We start from the raw sequence: 19922 nt of genomic DNA, 5'->3' as shown, positions 1-19922 counted from the left end.
AATTTACCTTAGTGCGGTAAATTTAAGATTTTTTCAACGTAACAACCTGATATACAATATTGAAAATTTATTTTCTTAAAGGGGCGGACAAGTCAGGAACTGTTTCGCTGATCGGGAATGTTTATCAAAGAAATGAACTAATGCGCGTGAGCGATAATGATCTCAAGTACCGTTATATCAAAATGATTGGTGGGATTAACGCTGAGGAATTATCAAAACTTGAAGATGTTTTCAATTGCAACGATAAAAAATAGACTGAGAAAATCAGGATGAAAATTGAAAAGCATGAAAACAACCAACGATGAGGAAAAGGGAACAACCTTTTTATCAAGAAAACAAAAGTAAGACACCCAACTGAATTTGTTGTTTATTTAATACATTTAAACTATTTTTGGTGGTAATAAACAACAAACAATGAAAACAAAAAAACAAACATTACTCCCTAGGTTCCAGAAGGTACTTGAGCAGATGGGTGAAAACATTAAACTGGCCAGAAAAAGACGGAACCTGACAACCATACAAGTTGCAGAGCGGGCCGGAATTAATCGCTCCACGCTCTATCATATTGAAAAGGGAAACCCCAGTGTTTCGCTAGGAGCTTATTTTAATGTTCTCCGGGTGCTAGGCTTACAGGATGACTTTCTGAAACTCGCAGATGATGATGAATTTGGGCGAAAATTGCAGGATTTAAAGCTAATAGGAAAATAGATCATGGCAGACAAAACAGATATATGGGTATATGCAGATTGGAAAGGTATGGCCGCTGCAAAATGTATTGGGATTTTGTCGGCACAACAAGCTAAGGGCCGGAAAGCGTTCAGCTTTTCTTACGATGCTGACTGGATTAACTCACGGGAGCAAATGCTGATCGATCCAGACATTGCTTGGTACAGCGGACAGCAATTTCCTAATCAAAAGGAAAACTTCGGCGTATTTTTAGATTCCATGCCTGACACCTGGGGAAGAACATTGATGAAAAGACGTGCTGCAATATACGCTAGAGAAGAAAACAGACCAGTCCCGGTATTATATGATATTGACTTTTTGCTGGGCGTACATGATTTTTGCAGGATGGGTGCATTGCGGTTTAAAAGAGAACCTGACGGGGAATTCCTGGACAACGACGCGGTATCCCCAACGCCACCTTGGGCAACTGTCAGGGAATTGCAGCACGGTGCCGGACTGGTAGAGTCTGATGCAGACACCGATGAAATAAGGAAATGGCTTGCTATATTGATGGCTCCCGGTTCTTCCCTTGGCGGGGCGAGACCGAAAGCCAATATCCTGGATTTGGATAATCATCCGTGGATTGCCAAATTTCCTTCAAAAAACGACACAGTCAATAAAGGGGCATGGGAGTACCTGGCATACCAGCTTGCTATTAACGCCGGCATCGAAATGGCTGAATCAAGACTCGAACATATTGCAGGGAAATATGATACGTTTTTTACGAAACGATTTGACAGGGATAAGCAAGAGCGGATCCATTTCGCTTCAGCTATGACCATGACAGGCAGAAGCGAAGAACTCATCCGGGACGAGACCCCTTCATATCTGGATATTGTAGAGTTTATCCAATTCTCAGGAACGCATGTGGATGAAGATCTAAAGCAGCTTTGGAGAAGGATTGTTTTCAATATACTTATCTCCAATACGGATGATCACCTCCGGAATCACGGTTTTATTCTTACCGATGAAGGCTGGCGTTTGTCTCCGGCATACGATGTTAACCCGTCAATTGACAAAAACGGGCTTGCATTGAATATCGACATGGATAATAATGTGCTTGATATAGAACTTGCCAAAAGTGTAGGTCCTTTTTTCCGTCTGGGCGAAAAAGAAATGAACAACATTCTTGACGAGGTAAAATCATCTGTATCCTACTGGCAAAGAATAGCAAACCAAATAGGGATACCACGAAGCGAACAAGTAATTATGGCTGCTGCATTTAGAACCTAATTTTCCATAGCGCCTGGTGTATTGGCCAATTCCTCCCGGGAAAAACTTAATTTTACTTGTTGTGTAAAACGAAAGTCATTCAAAAGAAGGTAACGCGTAAAAAAATGGATTTTAAAGCCTTGCAAAAGAAATACCAGCAATTACTCCTTGAGAACAACCGCCTGAAACAAGAAATAAAAAGTCTGAGGACTGAACTTGGTATGGACACAATTCATGAAGATTCACAGGCTAGTAACATAATTTCTGAATATCTTGCTGTTCCTGAGCCGGAATTGTTTGATCAGAACATAGAATCCAAACCTTCAGCGCCATCTGAAGCTATAGACAAACTATCTGATGCCAGCGCAAAAATTAGACTCTTCCAATCATTGTTCAGGGGAAGGGATGATGTGTATGCAAAAAGATGGGAAAACAAAGCAAAAGGAACTGCCGGCTATTCACCTGCCTGTGGTAATGAATGGAAGCCGGGCATTTGTCAGAAGCCAAAAATAAAATGCTCAGCATGTAAACATCAGGATTTTCTCCCTTTGAGCGAAATGGTCGTTGATGCGCATCTGCGAGGTCAACAAAATCTTGTTGCCGGGATCTACCCTTTGCTATCAAACGAAACCTGCTGGTTTCTGGCTATTGATTTTGATGACGATGGATGGCAAAAAGATATCATGACGCTCAGGGAGGTATGCTACCAATTTGGTGTTCCCGCTGCAGTTGAACGGTCACGGTCAGGAAACGGAGCTCATGCATGGTTCTTCTTTGATCATCCTGTTCCCGCTTCTTTGGCCCGTAAGTTTGGAAGTGCATTGTTAACCCATGCCATGAACAAGCGGCACGAGATCACTTTTAAATCTTATGACCGTTTTTTCCCTAACCAGGACACCATGCCGAAAGGAGGTTTTGGCAATTTAATAGCGCTACCCCTACAAAAAACAGCGAGAAAAAATAATAATAGCATCTTCATCAATGAGCATTTTCAGCCTATAGAAGATCAGTGGGTCTTTCTGGCATCCGTTCGAAGGCTTTCCGAAGGGAACCTGGAAGCATTGATATCAAAATTATGCCCGGGAAATGAGCTTGGAACATTGAAAACAGACGACGAAGAAACGCCCAAGCCATGGGAAAACAAAAAAAAGAAAGAGATCAGCAAAAATGACTTTCCTGTAAAAACAGATATCTTTAAAGCCAATATGCTGTTTATCCCTAAAGCCGGGTTTTCTCAAAAAGCATTAAACCACCTGAAACGTCTGTCTGCTTTCAAAAATCCTGAATTTTACAAAGCCCAAGCCATGCGCTTACCGACCTTTGATAAACCAAGGATTATATCTTGTTCGGATGAAACGGCTGAATACCTGTCCGTACCAAGAGGATGCGAAACGGATATGAAATTGCTGTTTGAGGAAATGAAAACGAAAGTGTCGTGAGCCGATAAAACCAATCACGGCAAAACGATAGATATTGTGTTTAAAGGTAGTCTAAGGGATGATCAACCTCTAGCTGTTGAAAAACTACTGGAACATGATAATGGAATTTTATGCGGAACAACGGCTTTCGGAAAAACAGTCGCAGCCATAAAACTGATCGCCGAAAGAAAGGTCAATACACTGATTCTGGTTGACAAAGTCAGTCTGGTAGCTCAATGGAGGGAAAAACTTTTATCCTTTTTGACGATCAATGAGCCATTCCCGGCTACAGATATTCCCGGAGCCAGAAAAAGAGGAAAAAATAAAAGCATTATCGGACAGATGGGAGCCGGGAAGCAGGCATTGAACGGTGTAATTGATATTGCTGTCATGCAATCCCTGAACAGGATGGGAGAAGTAAAGGAATGTGTGAAAGATTATGGCATGGTAATCGTTGACGAGTGTCATCACGTTTCCGCTTTCAGCTTTGAAACGATATTGAAAAATGTGAACGCCAAATATGTTTACGGCTTAACAGCGACTCCGACCAGAAAGGATGGACACCATCCCATTATTTTTATGCAATGTGGTCCAATCAGGTTCCGGGACGATGCAAAAACGCAAGCGGATAAAAGGCCTTTTGATCATTATTTGATTCCGCGGTTTACTTCTTTCAATGCACCCTTGAGCGAAGAAGAGCAAGACATTTCAATTCAGGAATTGTACGCCGGGATCATCGAAAATGAAATGAGAAATCAGTTGATTGTTGATGATGTACTACAATGTCATAAAAATGGCAGGAATTGCCTTGTACTGACAGAAAGGACAACCCATGTTGAGTTACTTACCAATGAACTCAGCAAAAGAATCCCGGATGTAATTTCACTCACGGGCGGCATGGGGGTAAAGGGAACCAGAGAGACTATGGCCCGGATTTCAGAAATCCCCAAGGATAAATCGCTGACTTTAGTTGCAACAGGCCGGTACATTGGCGAAGGCTTCGATGAACCAAGACTTGACACCCTGTTTTTATCGATGCCCATATCATGGAAAGGAACATTACAACAATATGCAGGCAGGCTTCACCGGCTGTTTGAAACGAAAAAGGAAGTGCTAATTTATGACTATGTTGATGTCCGGGTACGGATGCTTGAGAAGATGTACAACAAACGGCTTACCGGGTACGCAGCTATCGGCTATAAGGCAAAAGGTGAAAATATGCCAGCAGAATCCACCGATATCATTTTTGATAAAACCAATTTCTTGCCGGTGTATTCCAATGATATCATCAGTGCGTCAAGGGAGATCCTAATTGTAAGCCCGTTTGTAACTAAACGACGGGCTTTCCAGATGATGCAAAATCTTAAAACAGCGCTTTTACAGGGCGCTAAAGTAATTGTAGTGACCCGCCCTGCTGAAGATTTTAAAGACAAGGATTTGACTGCCTGGCAAACGACGCTGGATTTTTTAAGAAGTTCAGGAGTAGTGGTCGTCTTTAAATCAAATATCCATCAGAAATTCGCGGTTATGGATGAAAAGATTGTTTGGTACGGGAGCATCAACCTGCTAAGCTTTGGAAGTGCCGAAGAAAGTATCATGCGACTCGAAAGCTCGAATATCGCCAATGAACTGATTCGAAGCATAAGGATAGGGACTGAGTGGGCTGCTGATTAATCGAACGCTTATGCAATTTAAACCCGGGAGTGAACCCGCCAAAAGCTTACGACATAAAGCCATTTATTTCAAAATTGAAAGAGTTGATTTTACCCATCGCTTAATGCCAATTCCCAAAAGACTTAATCTCCGTAAACTCTGATTAAAACTTTTTGAATCCCGCAGCAACACATTCAATTTTTCCATTCATTATTTATTCTCTTTCCTTTATCCATCCATTTCATCCCCTTCTCTTCATTGGGTACCTAAGCGTTCAATTAAGCCAGCATTTGACAATTTTACAATGCATCAACGGCTAATCTCGGAATATTTGAATGACTACAACCTGTGTGCAAATTGTGTGCAAATAAAAAGAGAGCTACAACTTATTTGCTGTAACTCTCTGATTATTAGTGTGGGCCCACCTGGGCTTGAACCAGGGACCACCTGATTATGAGTCAGGTGCTCTAACCAACTGAGCTATAGGCCCCAAATATCTTGAATAAATATTCTTATTTTTCGGCTTGCAAGTTTACTACATTTGCTTAAAATACACAAGCAAAATCCGATATTTTCTACCATCAGCAATTCTCAATAAGAACTCGATTCAGCCGCTTCTTTGGTATCGTCATTTTCTTTTTCAAGCTTGTTAAATGCCTGACGATAAAACAAGATTATACTGAAGATACCAACCGTAATGGCTGAATCAGCGACATTAAAAACCGGTCTGAAAAACAAGAAGCTGTCGCCTCCTATCAATGGCAACCATGTGGGGTATCTTCCTGAAAAAATAGGGAAGTAAAGCATATCGACTACTCTCCCGTGTAAAAAAGAAGAATAGCCTCCTTCTGTGGGAAACAGGCTGGCAACCTGTCCATAGCTTTCTGTAAAAATAAGACCGTAAAAAGCACTGTCAATGATGTTGCCAATGGCACCCGCAAAAATGAGAGCAACACAGGCGATAAACCCGATGGGTACTTCTCTATTTTTAACAAGCTTCAATAAATACCATCCGATGCCGGTTACTGCGACAACCCGAAACAAGCTCAATGCAATTTTACCATACTCTCCGGCAAATTCAATCCCAAAAGCCATTCCATTGTTTTCAACAAAATGAATTAAAAACCAATCGCCTAAAACAGAAAACTCTTGTCCCAAAAACATGTTGGTCTTCACCAATATTTTTACAAATTGATCGACAAAAAGAACAGAAAAAATGATGAGTAGGGATTTTGCTAATCTAGACATGATTGTAATTTCGTCCGTTTATAATATATACTTTTCAAATGCAACGCATAGAACTCTCAACAAATTTAATCAGGCTTATTTATGAGATATCGCTAATAAATTTCTTGTTCGTTCTCATTATAATTGTTTGTTTTCAAAGATACCAGATGTCGAAGCGATAACGCCAACGACTCATTCCAGCACAAAAAAAAATGATTGAAAGAGAATCTACACTTCCAATCATCGAACTATTTTTGCTGGCTGTCAAGCTTATTTTTGGCTGTTTTTAGCTTCAATACTCAAAGTAGCATGAGGAACAGCACGCAAACGCTCTTTAGCAATTAGCTTACCTGTTTCACGGCAAATACCAAATGTTTTGTTTTCGATACGCACCAAGGCTGCTTGCAAGTGTTGAATGAACTTTAGCTGTCGCTGAGCCAATTTTCCGGCTTCTTCCTTTGAAAGAGTCGCAGCACCTTCTTCCAGAACTTTAAAAGTCGGTGAAGTATCCTGCGTATCATTCCCATCACTTAGCGTGATCGAATTTCGATAGAGTTCGTAATCTTCCTTCGCTTTTTCAAGTTTACCAAGAATCAGCTCTTTAAATTCAGCTAATTCAGCATCTGTATATCTAGTTTTCTCTGTCATAACCCTAAAATTTAGTTATCCCTGTGGGTATATCGTTATTTTTATATCGGACCCTAAATTATAAAAATATTTTGAATTGTTTAAGGTCATAAAACATACTAAACGATCGTAAGTTTAACTTATTTTATTTAAATGAATAAGTGCTTCTGTATCCTGATCAATTTCAACTTTTGCAACATCCTTTTCATCAAGCTTATCGGTCAACTTAAGGCTTTCTGCAAGCGTTTGATTACTAATATATTCTTTAAAGTTTTCAACCGCTTCATTAAACGAATCATTTTTCTCAATTCGTATATTAATACGATCAGTCACCTCAAAGTTGCTTTCTTTCCTCAGGTTCTGAATTTTGTTGATGAATTCCCGGGCAATTCCCTCTTGTTTCAGCTCATCAGTCAAATTAATGTCTAAAGCAATGGTCATATCGCCTTCGGTTGAAACCAACCATCCTGGGATATCTTCCGTCGTGATCTCAACATCATCGATACTGATAGTTATTTGTTGGTCGCCAACCGCCAACTCATGAGTACCAATTTTCTCAAGGCTTGAAATTTCATCCTGCCCGAACTGTGCAATTGCGCCCGCAATTTGCTTCATCATTTTACCATACTTTGGCCCTAAAGCTTTAAAATTCGGTTTTATCCTCTTTTTTATGATTCCTGCAGTATCGGTCAGATATTCAACCTCTTTTACATTCACCTCCGAGAGAATGATGTTTTCCACGGCTTCGAACTGCATTTTAAAACGATCATTCAAAATAGGCACCATAATTTTTGCGAGTGGCTGACGAACCTTCAACTTCTCTTTACGACGCAAGCCCAAAATCATTGACGAAGCTTTTTGAGCAATGGCCATCTTCTCTTCCAAATCGTTATTAATTAGGCTTTCGTCTGCAATTGGGAATTCAGCTAAGTGAACACTTTGATCAGGCTCCAGTTCTGTCATCTTATTCAAATCAGTGTACAACTGATCGGCATAGAAAGGCGCGATAGGTGCAGCCAACTTTGCCACAGTCACCAAACACGTGTACAGGGTTTGGTAAGCCGAAATTTTATCCTGATCGTACTCACCACCCCAGTAGCGCTTGCGGCTTAAACGCACAAACCAGTTACTCAGGTTTTCGCTCACAAATTCAGAAATTGCTCGTCCGGCACGTGTTGGCTCATAGTTTTCAAGGCTCTCACCAACTTCTTTCACCAACGAATTTAGCAACGAAATAACCCACTGATCAATCTCAGGCCGGTCACTTACCGGAATCTCTTCCTCTTTGAACCGGAAACCATCCACATTCGCGTACAATGCAAAAAATCCGTAAGTATTATAGAGTGTTCCGAAGAACTTACGGCGTACTTCATCCACACCTCCAACGTCGAACTTGAGGTTGTCCCAAGGTTGTGAGTTCGTTAGCATGTACCACCGCAGCGGATCAGAACCGTACATTTCAATTGTTTCGAAAGGATCAACGGCATTCCCCAGACGTTTCGACATTTTATTGCCAGCCTTATCCAACACCAATCCGTTGGAAATAATATTTTTAAATGCAACCGACTCATCAATCATGGTTGCAATAGCATGTAGCGTAAAAAACCATCCACGTGTTTGGTCAACTCCCTCTGCAATAAAATCAGCCGGGAACACATCCTTAAAGATGTCGTCATTCTCGAAAGGGAAGTGACGTTGCGCATAGGGCATTGCTCCCGAATCAAACCAAACATCAATTAAATCGGGTTCGCGAAACATCTTTTGTCCATCATCGCTCACCAAAAAGATGTCATCGACAAACGGGCGGTGCAAATCAATTTTATCGTAATTGTCTTTGCTGTATTCACCTGCGACAAATCCCTCGTACGGATTTTTATCCATCATTCCGGCAACAACGGCCTTTTCAATCTCGCTCATCAAATCTTCAACCGAACCAATACATTTGGTTTGCAAACCATCCTCTGTACGCCAAATAGGAAGCGGTGTTCCCCAAAAGCGAGAACGACTCAAATTCCAGTCCACCAGGTTTTCTAGCCAGTTGCCAAAGCGTCCGGTTCCGGTCGATGCTGGCTTCCAGTTGATCGTGTTGTTCAACTCAATCAGCTTGTCTTTTACGGCAGTGGTTTTAATAAACCAACTATCTAACGGATAGTACAGGATCGGCTTATCAGTCCGCCAGCAATGCGGATAGCTGTGTTCGTGTTTCTCAATTTTGAAGGCCTTATTTTCCTTCTTCAACATAACCGAGATATCGATATCCACTGTTGAATACGATTCATCCAACAGTTCGTCGTACTCGTTTTTCACATAGCGGCCGCTAAATTCGCCGTAGGTTTCAGTATTCACATTCGACTGAACAAACTCCGGTGACATATCTTCGATTCGGAAAAAACGACCTTTACGATCAACCATTGGTTGGTTTTTCCCTTCTTTATCCAAAACAAATAAAGGAACAATGCCATTTTGCTTGGCCACTCGATCATCGTCGGCACCAAAAGTTGGTGCAATATGCACGATTCCGGTACCATCTTCAGTTGTTACAAAATCGCCGGTTATCACCCTAAAAGCATCGCCATTGGGTTTTACCCAGTTAATCAGTTGCTCGTAGTTCACCCCTGCTATTTTCTCTCCGGTATATTCAGCAATTACTTCAAAAGGTATTTTTTTATCTCCTGGTTTGTACTCGTCAAAATGAAGTTCGGCATGTTTTGGATTGAAATGCGCGCTCAACAAATCTTTAGCCAAAATAACCGTCATTGGCTCTCCGGTGTATGGGTTAAACGATTTTACTTTCACATACCTGATTTTCGGACCAACACACAATGCCGTGTTCGAAGGCAAAGTCCATGGCGTAGTTGTCCATGCCATGAAGTATAGCGGAGTATCGACTTCTTCGTATAAAAATTCTGATTTGTCATCGCGAATCACCGCGAACTGAGCAACCGCTGTCGTGTCTTTCACATCGCGATAAGTACCTGGTTGGTTTAACTCGTGCGAGCTCAATCCGGTTCCTGCTGCCGGCGAATAGGGCTGAATGGTGTATCCTTTATAAATCAATGCTTTGTCGTACAGCTTTTTCAGCAACCACCAAACCGATTCAATGTAGCGATTATCGTAAGTGATGTACGGATCATCCATATTCACCCAATAACCCATTTGGCGGGTTAACTCTTCCCATTCTTTGGTATATTTCATCACCTCGCGGCGGCAAGAAGCATTATACTCCTCAACTGAGATTTTACCACCAATGTCTTCTTTGGTAATTCCCAATGATTTTTCCACGCTCAACTCTACCGGTAAGCCATGTGTGTCCCAGCCAGCTTTACGGTGAACCCGAAAACCTTTCATGGTTTTATAGCGGCAAAAGGTATCTTTAATAGCCCGAGCCATGACGTGGTGAATTCCCGGCATCCCGTTCGCAGAGGGTGGTCCTTCATAAAACACAAAGGTTTCATTTCCCTCGCGGGTGCTTATACTTTTGTGAAATGTATCATCGTCTTCCCATTTTTTCAGAACATCTTTGTTCACCTGAGAAAGGTCTAATTGCTTATATACTGGGAATTTATCGCTCATTGGATTCCTATTTTGTCGTTCTTTTTTTAAGAGGTACAAATATAGAAATTTTTTGGGTTCGGGCAGGGCATTCAAAAGGAAAGTCTGACGAGGATTATCTTGCTGAAAATCATTTAGAAAATTCCGGCTCGAGTAGGTCTGAATTGAAGGAAATAGGCGTTCCCAAATCGTTGCTGAGCCATCAATGCCAGATTAAAAGTTGAATAAATAAAGCCTCCAGAATAATAACTCTCGCCCCCCGGCGATACAGAATTACTGGATAAAGAATGATAATTCAGCCCGAGCCCAAATGCTTTTACAACCGAAAAAGACTGCTCGTGTTTTCGATTCCAACATTCGCTAAATTCAACAAAAAACGAACTCGGGCTTAGCCCTCTCGCTTTATAGCTATCATCAATTTGTGCTGAAGTAAACCCAAGGGTAAGTTCCGGGAACCAAGTATCTTGAGCCAAAACACTCATATGGAAAGCAAAAATTGACAGTAAAATCAGAAAAAATTTCATGATTGATTTTTCTTTTAAAGGTAGAAAAAATCATTTCAGGTACATAATTATTCGTATCGAAAACAAAATAACCTTTTCAATTTATCTGCTCCGGTTCAGCGATTCGTAAAAAAGATGTTTAAATTTGTGAATCTTCAAAAACGGTTTGAACTTTATCAATGCTGAAAAGGATTAGACGATAAATCGTTCTTTAAATAACTGGTATTATCTTACTAAAACCAGTATAAGAAATAATTATGAAAAAACTGATAGGGATTTCTATTTTAATTTTTGTGTTAATCGTGCCCGGATATGGCCAAGTTTTAACCAAAGCAATAAAATCCAAAGATGCTCCGCAATCTCAATGGAATGGAAAAAAACTTGCATTTTTAGGAGATTCGATGACGCAGAAATGGAAAAAGGATTCGACCCGAATTGTTTACTGGGAGTACCTGGCAGAAATGATGGGAATTGAACCTTATGTTTATGGCATTAGCGGACATCAATGGACCGGGATTTACGGCCAGGCATTGAAATTAAAAGAAGAGCACGGAACAGATGTTGATGCGATTTTGATTTTTGCCGGAACAAATGATTATATGCATAATACGCCAATGGGTAGCTTTTATCGTGAAACCGCCAAAGAAACCAACTTCAACGGAACAAATGTTGTTCGGAAATACCGGGTTATGGAAGCAAGTGATACCACCTTTTGCGGAAGAATCAATAAAGTGATGGCTTTTATGAAGAAGAACTACCCTGACCAGCAAATTATTATCATGACACCCATTCATCGTGGTTTTGCAACATTTAATGCTACAAACGTTCAGCCCGAAGAAAGCTTTGCCAACGCACTTGGCTTATACATTGACGACTATGTAAATACACTACAACAAGCTGCCTCAGTTTGGGCGGTTCCTTTAATCGACTTGCACTCGATAAGTGGACTTTACCCGATGGAAGATTCGCAGGTAAAGTATTTTATGAATGAAAAAACCGATCGCTTACATCCGGGATCACTTGGCAATTATCGACTGGCAAAAACAATTCAATATCAGTTGCTAAGCTTCCCGTCAACCTTTGTTGAAAAGCAGTAACTTTTATACGTTCATCTTTTATTCGATGTGTTTTCAATTTAGTCTTTAAAATCGAAACACATGGAGCTCTCTATGAAATTCAATCTCGCTTGTTTGCGTAGCAAAGGTGTATGGTCGTTTCATAATTGTTAACAAGCATGCCCGGTAAACAGACAACAGCAATATTTGTAACACGATATTCCTACATTTGCAGCTGATTTATATCTAATTTCTACGTTGATGTATTTCTTAAAAACACATCTCTTCATAATCACAGATAAAACGGGCAATTAGATACTGAGACATGATACGTTAATAACGGCTGTCTTTAAATCAACAGATTTTACCGATCTGGAAATTGTAAATCCCCAAGAACCGGGACTGGGAAGAGGTAAAATTTACGACAAAGCAATCAACAAAACACACATATGATAAATTACAATACGAAGACAAAAATTATTGCAACCATAGGGCCTGCAAGCTCATCGAAAGAACAGCTAAAGAAGCTATTTGAAGCCGGAGTGAATGTATGCCGTCTGAACTTTAGTCATGGTTCACATGCCGATCATCTGGAGGTTATTGATCGCATACTGGAACTCAATGACGAATTGCGCACGCATGTTGCATTGCTGGCCGACTTACAAGGGCCAAAATTACGGATTGGTGAAGTTGAAAACAATGGCGTTGAGTTAGTTGAAGGTGCCGAAATCAAATTTGTAAACACACCGTGTATGGGAAACCTCGAGCGTGTGTACATGAGTTACTCCCGATTTGCAAAAGACGTTCAAATTGGTGATACCATTTTGATTGACGATGGGAAATTGAAGCTCGAAGTAACAGCTACAAACGGAGACGACTCGGTAAGCGCCAAAGTGATATACGGTGGAATTTTATCTTCGAAGAAAGGCGTTAACTTGCCAAAAACAAAAATATCGTTACCGAGTTTGACCGAAAAAGACATTGCCGATGCCGAGTTTGCATTGGAACACAACGTGGATTGGATTGCATTATCGTTTGTTCGAAAAGCTCAGGATATTCTTGATTTACGCAAGCTTGTTGAAGCCAAAGAAAAACACACTGGTATTATCGCAAAAATTGAAAAGCCAGAAGCTCTTGAAGTTATTGACGATATTATCAGCGTTAGCGATGGAATAATGGTAGCACGTGGAGATCTGGGTGTTGAATTGCATTTTTCGGAAGTTCCGATCAAGCAAAAAATGATTGTTGATAAATGTGTTAAGCATGCAAAACCAGTTATTATTGCAACGCAAATGATGGAAAGCATGATTAACAACTTTAGCCCTACGCGCGCCGAGGCCAATGATGTAGCAAATGCTGTTATTGATGGAGCTTCGGCTGTAATGCTAAGCGGTGAAACGAGTATTGGTAAATTCCCCATCGAGGTAATAAAGGCCATGGTCACCATTATTCACGACTCGGAGGAATATGGTTATAAATATTACCGAACCCAGGAGCCAAAGATTGAACAAGAATCATTTATTTTGGATTCGACCTGCCATACCGCATCCTTTATGGCTATTCAGTCAAATGTAAATAACATTATCGTGCTGACTTATTCGGGTGATAGTGTAAGAAAAATAGCGAGCTACCGCCCCAAGGCTGACATTTATGGATTTACACCCAATAAACTTTTACTGCGTCAAATGTCTTTGTACTGGGGAGTGCAGTCCTATCCTTGTCAGGACTTTATGTTTACCAATGATGCCGTAGAATACACCCTTACGACCTTATTTTACCAGAAAAAGATTGAAGCTGGTGAATTAGTTGTGAGCGTTGGAACATTGCCATTGAATAAAAAAGGAAGCACAAATATGGTTAAGTTTTCTTATTACAAATCTGATGCAATAGTTCGGGATCAGGATGACGATCAAGAATAAAAACTCAGGAAAAAGAGATGTTCATAATAGTCAATGAAGAAGAGACCAGCTAGCACGTTTAGCTGGTCTCTTCTTCATTTATTACCACAATTGCTTTCGGCAAAAAAGAATGAATTAATCATTCATACCGCAGCGCCTCCACAGGGTTCCTCGTAGCCGCTTTCCAGCTTTGCCAGCTTACTGTCAGCAATGCAATTCCCAGCGCCAGTAAACCGGCCAAAGCAAAGATCCACCAGCTTAGTTCGGTTTTGTAGGCAAAGTTTTCGAGCCATTTATTCATGGCGTAGTAAGCAATTGGCGTGGCAATCACAAAAGCGATTACCACCCATTTTATAAAATCTTTATTGAGCATGGTTAAGATTTCAGAGATGCGGGCACCGTTGACTTTGCGGATGCCGATTTCTTTCACCCGCAGGTTGGTATTAAACATGGCGAGGCTCAACAAACCAAGACAGGAAATAAGCAGCGCCATCAGAGCCGAGAAGGTCAAGATCCGGTTAAAAGATAAGTCGCTGCGATATTGGGCTTCAAACTCTTTATCCGAAAAGAAATAAAGAAACTCATCCTTTGGATAGAGCTTTCTCCATATTTTAGACAGGTCCTGTGCAACGGCTCGTGCATTAACAGCATCAATATGAAACGAGTAGTACCCCACCGACAGTTCCCACTCCAGGTTTTGAAAATAGATAATCGGCTGGATGGGGAAATGCAGCGAAACATGGTGATAATCGGCTACTATACCGCGTATTTTAAAGGAGCGGTCGCCAATAGAGAAAGCTGCCCCAATGGCATCGGCCGGATGAACAAATCCCATCGCTTTAGCTGCAGACTGATTCAGCAAAACTTCATCGGAAATCCAGTTTGATTGTTGACGAAGGTTTTCGCCCGCCAACAGCTTCAGGTTATAGGTGTCCTGAAACTGGTCGTCGATGCTGACTTCGCCAAAAGCCGCGGCAAAAGGTTCGTCCGAGTTGGAAGGCATCACATTCTCCTGACGGCGTTTGATCATCCTTCCCGGTACTGACGAGCTGACACTGAATGATTTGACACCGGACAAGGCAAGCGCTTCATTGCGAAAGGTGCCCAACTTCAGCGGGATGTCCGGATGGTTGGTCATCGACATGGGTGTGTAACTAAATATCGTTTGTCCGCCTGAAAATCCGAGTTGTTCTTTCATCACAAATTGCATCTGTTTGTAAATGCCGACGGTTGAGATGAGCAAAACAATGGTGATGGCAAACTGCACAACCACCAAGACTTTTCGCCCAGACCAATTTGCTCCGGGATTGCGGGCCATTCCCTTCAGCATTAAATGTGCCGGCTGGCGGAAAACCGAAAGAAATGGGATTAGGGTAGCCAGCCATGTACCGGCCAATGCCCCCAGGCCAAGGTAAACGAATATTGTTCCGGAAACGGTAGCATCAGGGAGCTGCCTGTTTACCCATAAAATGGCGAACGGTATGGCCAGTAACAGGGAAATAAAAAACAACAAAAAGTTATGTGCAAACATTTCGAGAAAAACGTTTCCTTTCCCCGATCCGTTGATCAGCCGGATGGAATAACTTCTCCGGTCTTCGAGGGTCGAAATGGTACTGAGGTTTAGATAATTCACAAAACAAACAAGCATAACTACCAGGCAAATCAAGATCAGGAAGTTCACCTGCATGTTGCTTCCGCTTGCCCGCAATTCACCGTCAAGGTTTGAGCGCAGGTGGATGGAGGCAAGGGGTTGAAAAATGAAATTCATCTTACTGTCGGTCAGGTTGTCGGGAAAGGCCACCTTGCCCAACGACGGGGCAACGGCTGCCTCAACGCCGGCAATACGCGTGTTTTCGTCAAGCCGGATATAACAATACGGGCGGTGCTGCATTGCCGAAAGCCAACGGCTGCCCATGTAAGGCGAAGCTTTGCTGTAGGTGTAATCCGGGTTTTCGGTCAAAACCTGCGCGCGGTTGTCGAAGTTGCGCATATAGTAGCTCAGCGATTGATAACTGCCCAGCACGTCAATCTTCATATGGCTGTTGGCAGGAATGTCTTCAAAAACAGCCTTCACCAAAAAACGCCAGCCTTCGTTCAACCTGATCTCCCGGTTAACCGGGTTTTCATCGCCAAACAATTTCCGGGCAAACGAAGCGGAAATGACGATCCCGTGCACGTCGCCAAACAACTGCGCAGATTCGCGGTAAAGGATTTTTCGTTCGAACACGCTGAAAAAGGTCGTGTCGCTCCAAAACCAGTCCACATCCTGGATCATCTTTTCCTGATGGTACACCGTAATCTTGTCGGGGGCCATGTTGCAGTGGGCGACAATTCCGGGCAACTCCTCATCGAGCAGTTCCGATGAGCCATGGAAGTTTTTTGCTGAAACGGTGGACCGGCCATCCTGATGTTTCAGGTCGAGTGCCACGCGGTACACCGAACGGTGGTTGTTCCAAAATTTGTCATACGAATGCTCATAGTTGATTTTGGCAAACAGAAAAATAACAATACCAAAGCCGGTAACCAGTCCGGCAATTTGGACTCCAGACAAAAAACGCCGCTTCAGCAAGGTGCGGATTAAAGCTTTCAGTTGTAACAGGTTCATGGTATTTTGTTTATGTTGAAAGATTATTCGTTTTTAAGCACATCCTGCAGGTTTATCCTGAAAACCCTACGCGCCAGGATCAGGATCACTGAAAAAATCATCAGCGACAAAAGCAGCGCAGGCAGCACAAAAAACCAGACACTCATGTCGATGTGATAAATGTAAGTGTCGAGGAACCAATGTTTATACCCATAAAATGAAAGCGGAACAGCCAACGCCACGGCAATTACAAACTGCAGCATCAGTTGTTTCGACAACAGCCCCGCCACATGGCTAATTTCGGCACCCAGTGCTTTTCGGATGCCCAGCTCTTTCAGGTTTTGGTTGATGGTTATTAATATCAAACCAACCATGCCGATTACCGCAATGAAAATAGCCAGGCTCGAAAATAAGGTGAAAACCGATGCAAAAGTGTTATCGGGTTTCAGGTCAACCTGCATTTTATCATCGAGCGAAAAATATTCAAAAGGCTGATCAGGGTACACCGCTTCGTACAAAGAGCGCAATTTGGGTATCAGCGAAGCAAAAGCGCCGGAGTGCAGACTCCCTATTTTAAGGGTGATAAACGTTTTTTGCCGGTCGCTCAGTGATATAACGGTTGGCACCGGCTCAGTTTTTATCGATTTATAATGAAAATCATCAACCACTCCGATAATCAGCCATTCGCGGTCGGGCCCATTTACCATGATCTGGTTTACCACGTCTTCGGGTTTGCTGTAGCCAAAACGTTCCATGGCCAGTTTGTTCATCAAAATCGTTTGCCGGCTGGCCTGTTCGTTTTTATGAAACTTTCGTCCGGCAAGTAGATTGATGTTGTAAAAGTCCAGGAATCGGTCATCGGCTGCAATCAGGAAATAGGCCTTCTTGTCTGTTTCATCGTACCCTTTCCGCCGTCCCGAAAACCAGTTGTTGATTTCCTGCCCGGGAATATCGGACGAAAATGTGAAGTCGGTTACCTCGGGCAATTCGAGCGCCCGGTTTTTAAACAGCATCAGCTTATTGGCCCGTGCATCTTCTTGGTCGGCTGTTCGCGGTGCACGGATCACCAGGCTCGACTGATAATCAACGCCCATTTCCTTTTTCATTAAAAATGAAGCTTGCCGAAAGGTAACCAAGGTGCCGATGAGCAAGGCGATCGAAATGACAAACTGAACCGTAATTAAACCCTTTCGGAAAGTCAGGCCTTGGACCGTGTTCTTAAACTTCCCTTTTAAAACAGCAACCGGTTTGTACGACGAAAGCACCAAAGCCGGATATAAACTTGACACCGTAATACCGGTGGCAAAAACCAGCAACCCGGCCCGGATAAACCCTGGCTCAACAAATAAGTTGAAATCGCGGATATTGGTGACTGCTTTAAAGAAAGGATTGATCAGCAAAAACAACACCAGGGTGATGGACAAACAAGCCAGGTTAAAAAGAAGGGCTTCAGAAAGAAACTGAACGGCCAGACTGATTTTCCGGGCGCCGTTTATTTTTCTGATACCAATTTCGCGTGCCCTTTCCAACGACCGGGCTATTACCAAGTTGATGTAATTGATCCAGGCAACAACAAGCAGAAAAATGGCAAACCCGAAAAGTATGTTCATGATCTTCGGATTGCCGGGCGGTTCGGTTTCATATTCGATGTTCGAGTACAAATGGATATCAGGAATTGGCTGAAGATAATACTGATCGCGCGTTTGGCTGGCCTCCAGGCCCGAAAGGTAGTTTCTGGCAACCATATCGGGCATGGCCCGCTTGCAAAACTCCTCGTGATTGACCCCCGGCGCCAGTAAAATATAGGTATGGAACCCATCGAACGACCAATTGGCGTATAAGCCCGGCCGGCTTGATAAATACGTTTCGAGCGAAAACAGAAAATCGGTTTGAAGGTGCGAGTTAGCGGGAATATTCTTGTAAACAGCCGTAACCGTATAATTCTCGGTTCCGTTTACCTTCAGAATTTTGCCCAATGGATTGTCGCCGGCAAAATACCGTTGCGCAGCCCGCTCCGAAATGGCCACCGTATTGGGTTGTTCGAGGCACGACTTTGTACCCTGTATCAGGGGAATTGTAAACAACCTGAAAATTGAACCAGTTGAATTGTATGTCTTTTCTTCGTTGAAAAAAACCTTGTCGCCCACGGCATTTTCAGCAGTTACCGAAATATTGTACTTCCGGGAAATTACCGCCCAATCCTGCACCTCGCTGTAATTCTCCTGCAGCCATTTTCCCGAAGGAAAAAATGAATTGGCCGTTTTCCACTGAAGCTTCTCATTCTGGTAGCGGTCGTAAACAATCCGGCAAACCCGGGAGCCGTTTTCATGATAACGGTCGAAACTGCGTTCGAAAAAAACATACTCCATAATGAATAGCGAGCTCAGAATGCCGATGGCTAAACCAACCATATTGATGATGGAGATTGTGGTGTGTTTCCGCTGGTTACGGATAAAGATCTTCAGAAAGTTCAGGTTCATCATGTATCAGTGTTAGTTATATGATTCTTTTTATTCATCCCATCTGTAGGCTATAACGGTCTTATGAAGCGTTGGCACAAGCAATAGGCACATGTCCGGGATAAAGGCGATATCCGCCGTGATTGTTTTTTCATTTCCGAGGTCGAGCAAAAGCGATTTGGCGCCAGTTTCATCCAAATGAAAGATTTGACCCTGCCAGGCGCCCGATACAAAATATCCGGATTCGCCATCGGAGACAATGCCATCGCAGTTAGGGATTCCTTCGGCAAATTTCGTGATCGATTTCGTTGAAGGCTGAACCACCAACACACTGCTGTCCCGCATGTTCAGCACAAACAAGCCCCCATCTGCTGCAAGCAGTCCATTGGGCTCTTTCAGCGAAAGGTCGTCGAGCCAAACCTGAACGTCCCCATTCTTAATCCGGTAAATTTTATTGCCCACACAGTCCGAAACATAAACATTCCCTTCCCGGTCAGTTGTGACATCGTTCAGGAAGATTGCTTCGGCAATCGGAAACACTTGCGATACTTTCGCTTCCGGAATGTTTACTTCCACCACTTGGTCGAGGTCAGCTACGTAAAGGCGGTCGCCATGAATGCCCATTCCCTGCGGGCTGGACAGCCCGCCAATCCACTTCAGGTTCAGGATGTTTCCTGCCGTATCTATTTTCGATACAAAGCCGTTTCCGTCCTTTGTCCGGTACTTTCCGTTAATACTGGACACGTAAATGATCTGGTTGGTTTCATCGAAGAGGACTGATTCTGGTTTATTAAAAAGCGAATCTGTTTCCCAAACTTTAGTCAGCTTCTGGCCCTTTACCTGAAAGACCAGTGCCATCAAAACGACAGCTATCCATATCCGTTTACTTTTCATAAAACGCTTTCATATTCATTCATACTTTTTTACTTCCAATTGTTTGTCTGAACTCCCGACACGTCGGGACAAGCTTTGATTCATGGGATTTACGTGATTAACTTTGATTTTTTT

The 19922-nt window shown here is 42.5% G+C and carries 13 protein-coding genes and 1 tRNA gene; 6 read left to right on the top strand and 8 right to left on the bottom strand.

The window, feature by feature from the left end:
* Positions 1–414 precede the first annotated feature (414 nt).
* The 4 genes from ACTB00_RS09780 to ACTB00_RS09765 all read left to right on the top strand — a co-directional run bounded on the left by ACTB00_RS09780 (position 415) and on the right by ACTB00_RS09765 (position 5030).
* A complete protein-coding gene (locus ACTB00_RS09780; RefSeq protein WP_463299731.1) occupies positions 415–708 on the top strand; it encodes a helix-turn-helix domain-containing protein in 294 nt (97 codons plus the stop codon).
* 3 nt (positions 709–711) lie between these two features.
* Positions 712–1959 carry a type II toxin-antitoxin system HipA family toxin gene (locus tag ACTB00_RS09775; RefSeq protein WP_463299730.1) on the top strand — a complete coding sequence of 416 codons (1248 nt, stop codon included), beginning with the start codon at positions 712–714 and terminating at the stop codon, positions 1957–1959.
* 104 nt (positions 1960–2063) lie between these two features.
* Positions 2064–3377: a TOTE conflict system archaeo-eukaryotic primase domain-containing protein gene (locus ACTB00_RS09770; protein WP_463299729.1), complete on the top strand. Its 1314-nt coding sequence runs from the start codon at positions 2064–2066 to the stop codon at positions 3375–3377.
* Between the two features lie 36 nt (positions 3378–3413).
* A complete protein-coding gene (locus ACTB00_RS09765; protein ID WP_463299728.1) occupies positions 3414–5030 on the top strand; it encodes a DEAD/DEAH box helicase family protein in 1617 nt (538 codons plus the stop codon).
* Positions 5031–5425: 395 nt separating this feature from the next.
* Here ACTB00_RS09765 and ACTB00_RS09760 read toward each other — a convergent pair.
* From ACTB00_RS09760 to ACTB00_RS09740, 5 genes are all read right to left on the bottom strand, one after another.
* A tRNA-Ile gene (locus tag ACTB00_RS09760) sits at positions 5426–5499 on the bottom strand.
* A 101-nt stretch (positions 5500–5600) separates the two neighbouring features.
* Complete coding sequence (locus ACTB00_RS09755; protein WP_463299727.1) at positions 5601–6257, bottom strand: lipoprotein signal peptidase; 657 nt, start codon at positions 6255–6257, stop codon at positions 5601–5603.
* A 249-nt stretch (positions 6258–6506) separates the two neighbouring features.
* On the bottom strand, positions 6507–6884 hold the full coding sequence (locus tag ACTB00_RS09750) for a TraR/DksA family transcriptional regulator (protein WP_463299726.1): 378 nt from the start codon (positions 6882–6884) through the stop codon (positions 6507–6509).
* A 114-nt stretch (positions 6885–6998) separates the two neighbouring features.
* Entirely contained in the window at positions 6999–10436 is a 3438-nt protein-coding gene (gene ileS, locus ACTB00_RS09745; protein WP_463299725.1) for an isoleucine--tRNA ligase, read from the bottom strand.
* Positions 10437–10549: 113 nt separating this feature from the next.
* Complete coding sequence (locus ACTB00_RS09740; protein ID WP_463299724.1) at positions 10550–10939, bottom strand: hypothetical protein; 390 nt, start codon at positions 10937–10939, stop codon at positions 10550–10552.
* Positions 10940–11175: 236 nt separating this feature from the next.
* Here ACTB00_RS09740 and ACTB00_RS09735 point away from each other — a divergent pair, with 236 nt between their 5' ends.
* Together ACTB00_RS09735 and pyk are read left to right on the top strand one after the other, a co-directional pair.
* Positions 11176–12015, top strand: a complete 840-nt coding sequence (locus tag ACTB00_RS09735; RefSeq protein WP_463299723.1) for an SGNH/GDSL hydrolase family protein — start codon at positions 11176–11178, stop codon at positions 12013–12015.
* Between the two features lie 407 nt (positions 12016–12422).
* Positions 12423–13892, top strand: a complete 1470-nt coding sequence (gene pyk, locus ACTB00_RS09730) for a pyruvate kinase (protein WP_463299722.1) — start codon at positions 12423–12425, stop codon at positions 13890–13892.
* 118 nt (positions 13893–14010) lie between these two features.
* Here pyk and ACTB00_RS09725 read toward each other — a convergent pair whose 3' ends face one another.
* From ACTB00_RS09725 to ACTB00_RS09715, 3 genes are read right to left on the bottom strand one after another with little or no spacing between them, the layout of a single operon-like run.
* On the bottom strand, positions 14011–16476 hold the full coding sequence (locus ACTB00_RS09725) for an ABC transporter permease (protein ID WP_463299721.1): 2466 nt from the start codon (positions 16474–16476) through the stop codon (positions 14011–14013).
* A gap of 23 nt (positions 16477–16499) precedes the next feature.
* Positions 16500–18938 (bottom strand): ABC transporter permease, encoded by a 2439-nt coding sequence (locus tag ACTB00_RS09720; protein ID WP_463299720.1) that lies wholly within the window; start codon positions 18936–18938, stop codon positions 16500–16502.
* A gap of 27 nt (positions 18939–18965) precedes the next feature.
* On the bottom strand, positions 18966–19808 hold the full coding sequence (locus tag ACTB00_RS09715; protein WP_463299719.1) for an SMP-30/gluconolactonase/LRE family protein: 843 nt from the start codon (positions 19806–19808) through the stop codon (positions 18966–18968).
* Between the last annotated feature and the right edge of the window lie 114 nt (positions 19809–19922).

The sequence above is a fragment of the Sunxiuqinia sp. genome, from assembly GCF_055140945.1.
This window is presented reverse-complemented; position numbering and strand designations above follow the sequence as displayed.

What these genes read in the sequence shown, in the direction of transcription:
- ACTB00_RS09780 (WP_463299731.1), top strand. Translation starts at nt 415, where the DNA reads ATGAAAACAAAAAAACAAACATTACTCCCTAGGTTCCAGAAGGTACTT.
- ACTB00_RS09775 (WP_463299730.1), top strand. Translation starts at nt 712, where the DNA reads ATGGCAGACAAAACAGATATATGGGTATATGCAGATTGGAAAGGTATG.
- ACTB00_RS09770 (WP_463299729.1), top strand. Translation starts at nt 2,064, where the DNA reads ATGGATTTTAAAGCCTTGCAAAAGAAATACCAGCAATTACTCCTTGAG.
- ACTB00_RS09755 (WP_463299727.1), bottom strand. Translation starts at nt 6,257, where the DNA reads ATGTCTAGATTAGCAAAATCCCTACTCATCATTTTTTCTGTTCTTTTT.
- ACTB00_RS09750 (WP_463299726.1), bottom strand. Translation starts at nt 6,884, where the DNA reads ATGACAGAGAAAACTAGATATACAGATGCTGAATTAGCTGAATTTAAA.
- ileS (WP_463299725.1), bottom strand. Translation starts at nt 10,436, where the DNA reads ATGAGCGATAAATTCCCAGTATATAAGCAATTAGACCTTTCTCAGGTG.
- ACTB00_RS09740 (WP_463299724.1), bottom strand. Translation starts at nt 10,939, where the DNA reads ATGAAATTTTTTCTGATTTTACTGTCAATTTTTGCTTTCCATATGAGT.
- ACTB00_RS09735 (WP_463299723.1), top strand. Translation starts at nt 11,176, where the DNA reads ATGAAAAAACTGATAGGGATTTCTATTTTAATTTTTGTGTTAATCGTG.
- pyk (WP_463299722.1), top strand. Translation starts at nt 12,423, where the DNA reads ATGATAAATTACAATACGAAGACAAAAATTATTGCAACCATAGGGCCT.
- ACTB00_RS09725 (WP_463299721.1), bottom strand. Translation starts at nt 16,476, where the DNA reads ATGAACCTGTTACAACTGAAAGCTTTAATCCGCACCTTGCTGAAGCGG.
- ACTB00_RS09720 (WP_463299720.1), bottom strand. Translation starts at nt 18,938, where the DNA reads ATGATGAACCTGAACTTTCTGAAGATCTTTATCCGTAACCAGCGGAAA.
- ACTB00_RS09715 (WP_463299719.1), bottom strand. Translation starts at nt 19,808, where the DNA reads ATGAAAAGTAAACGGATATGGATAGCTGTCGTTTTGATGGCACTGGTC.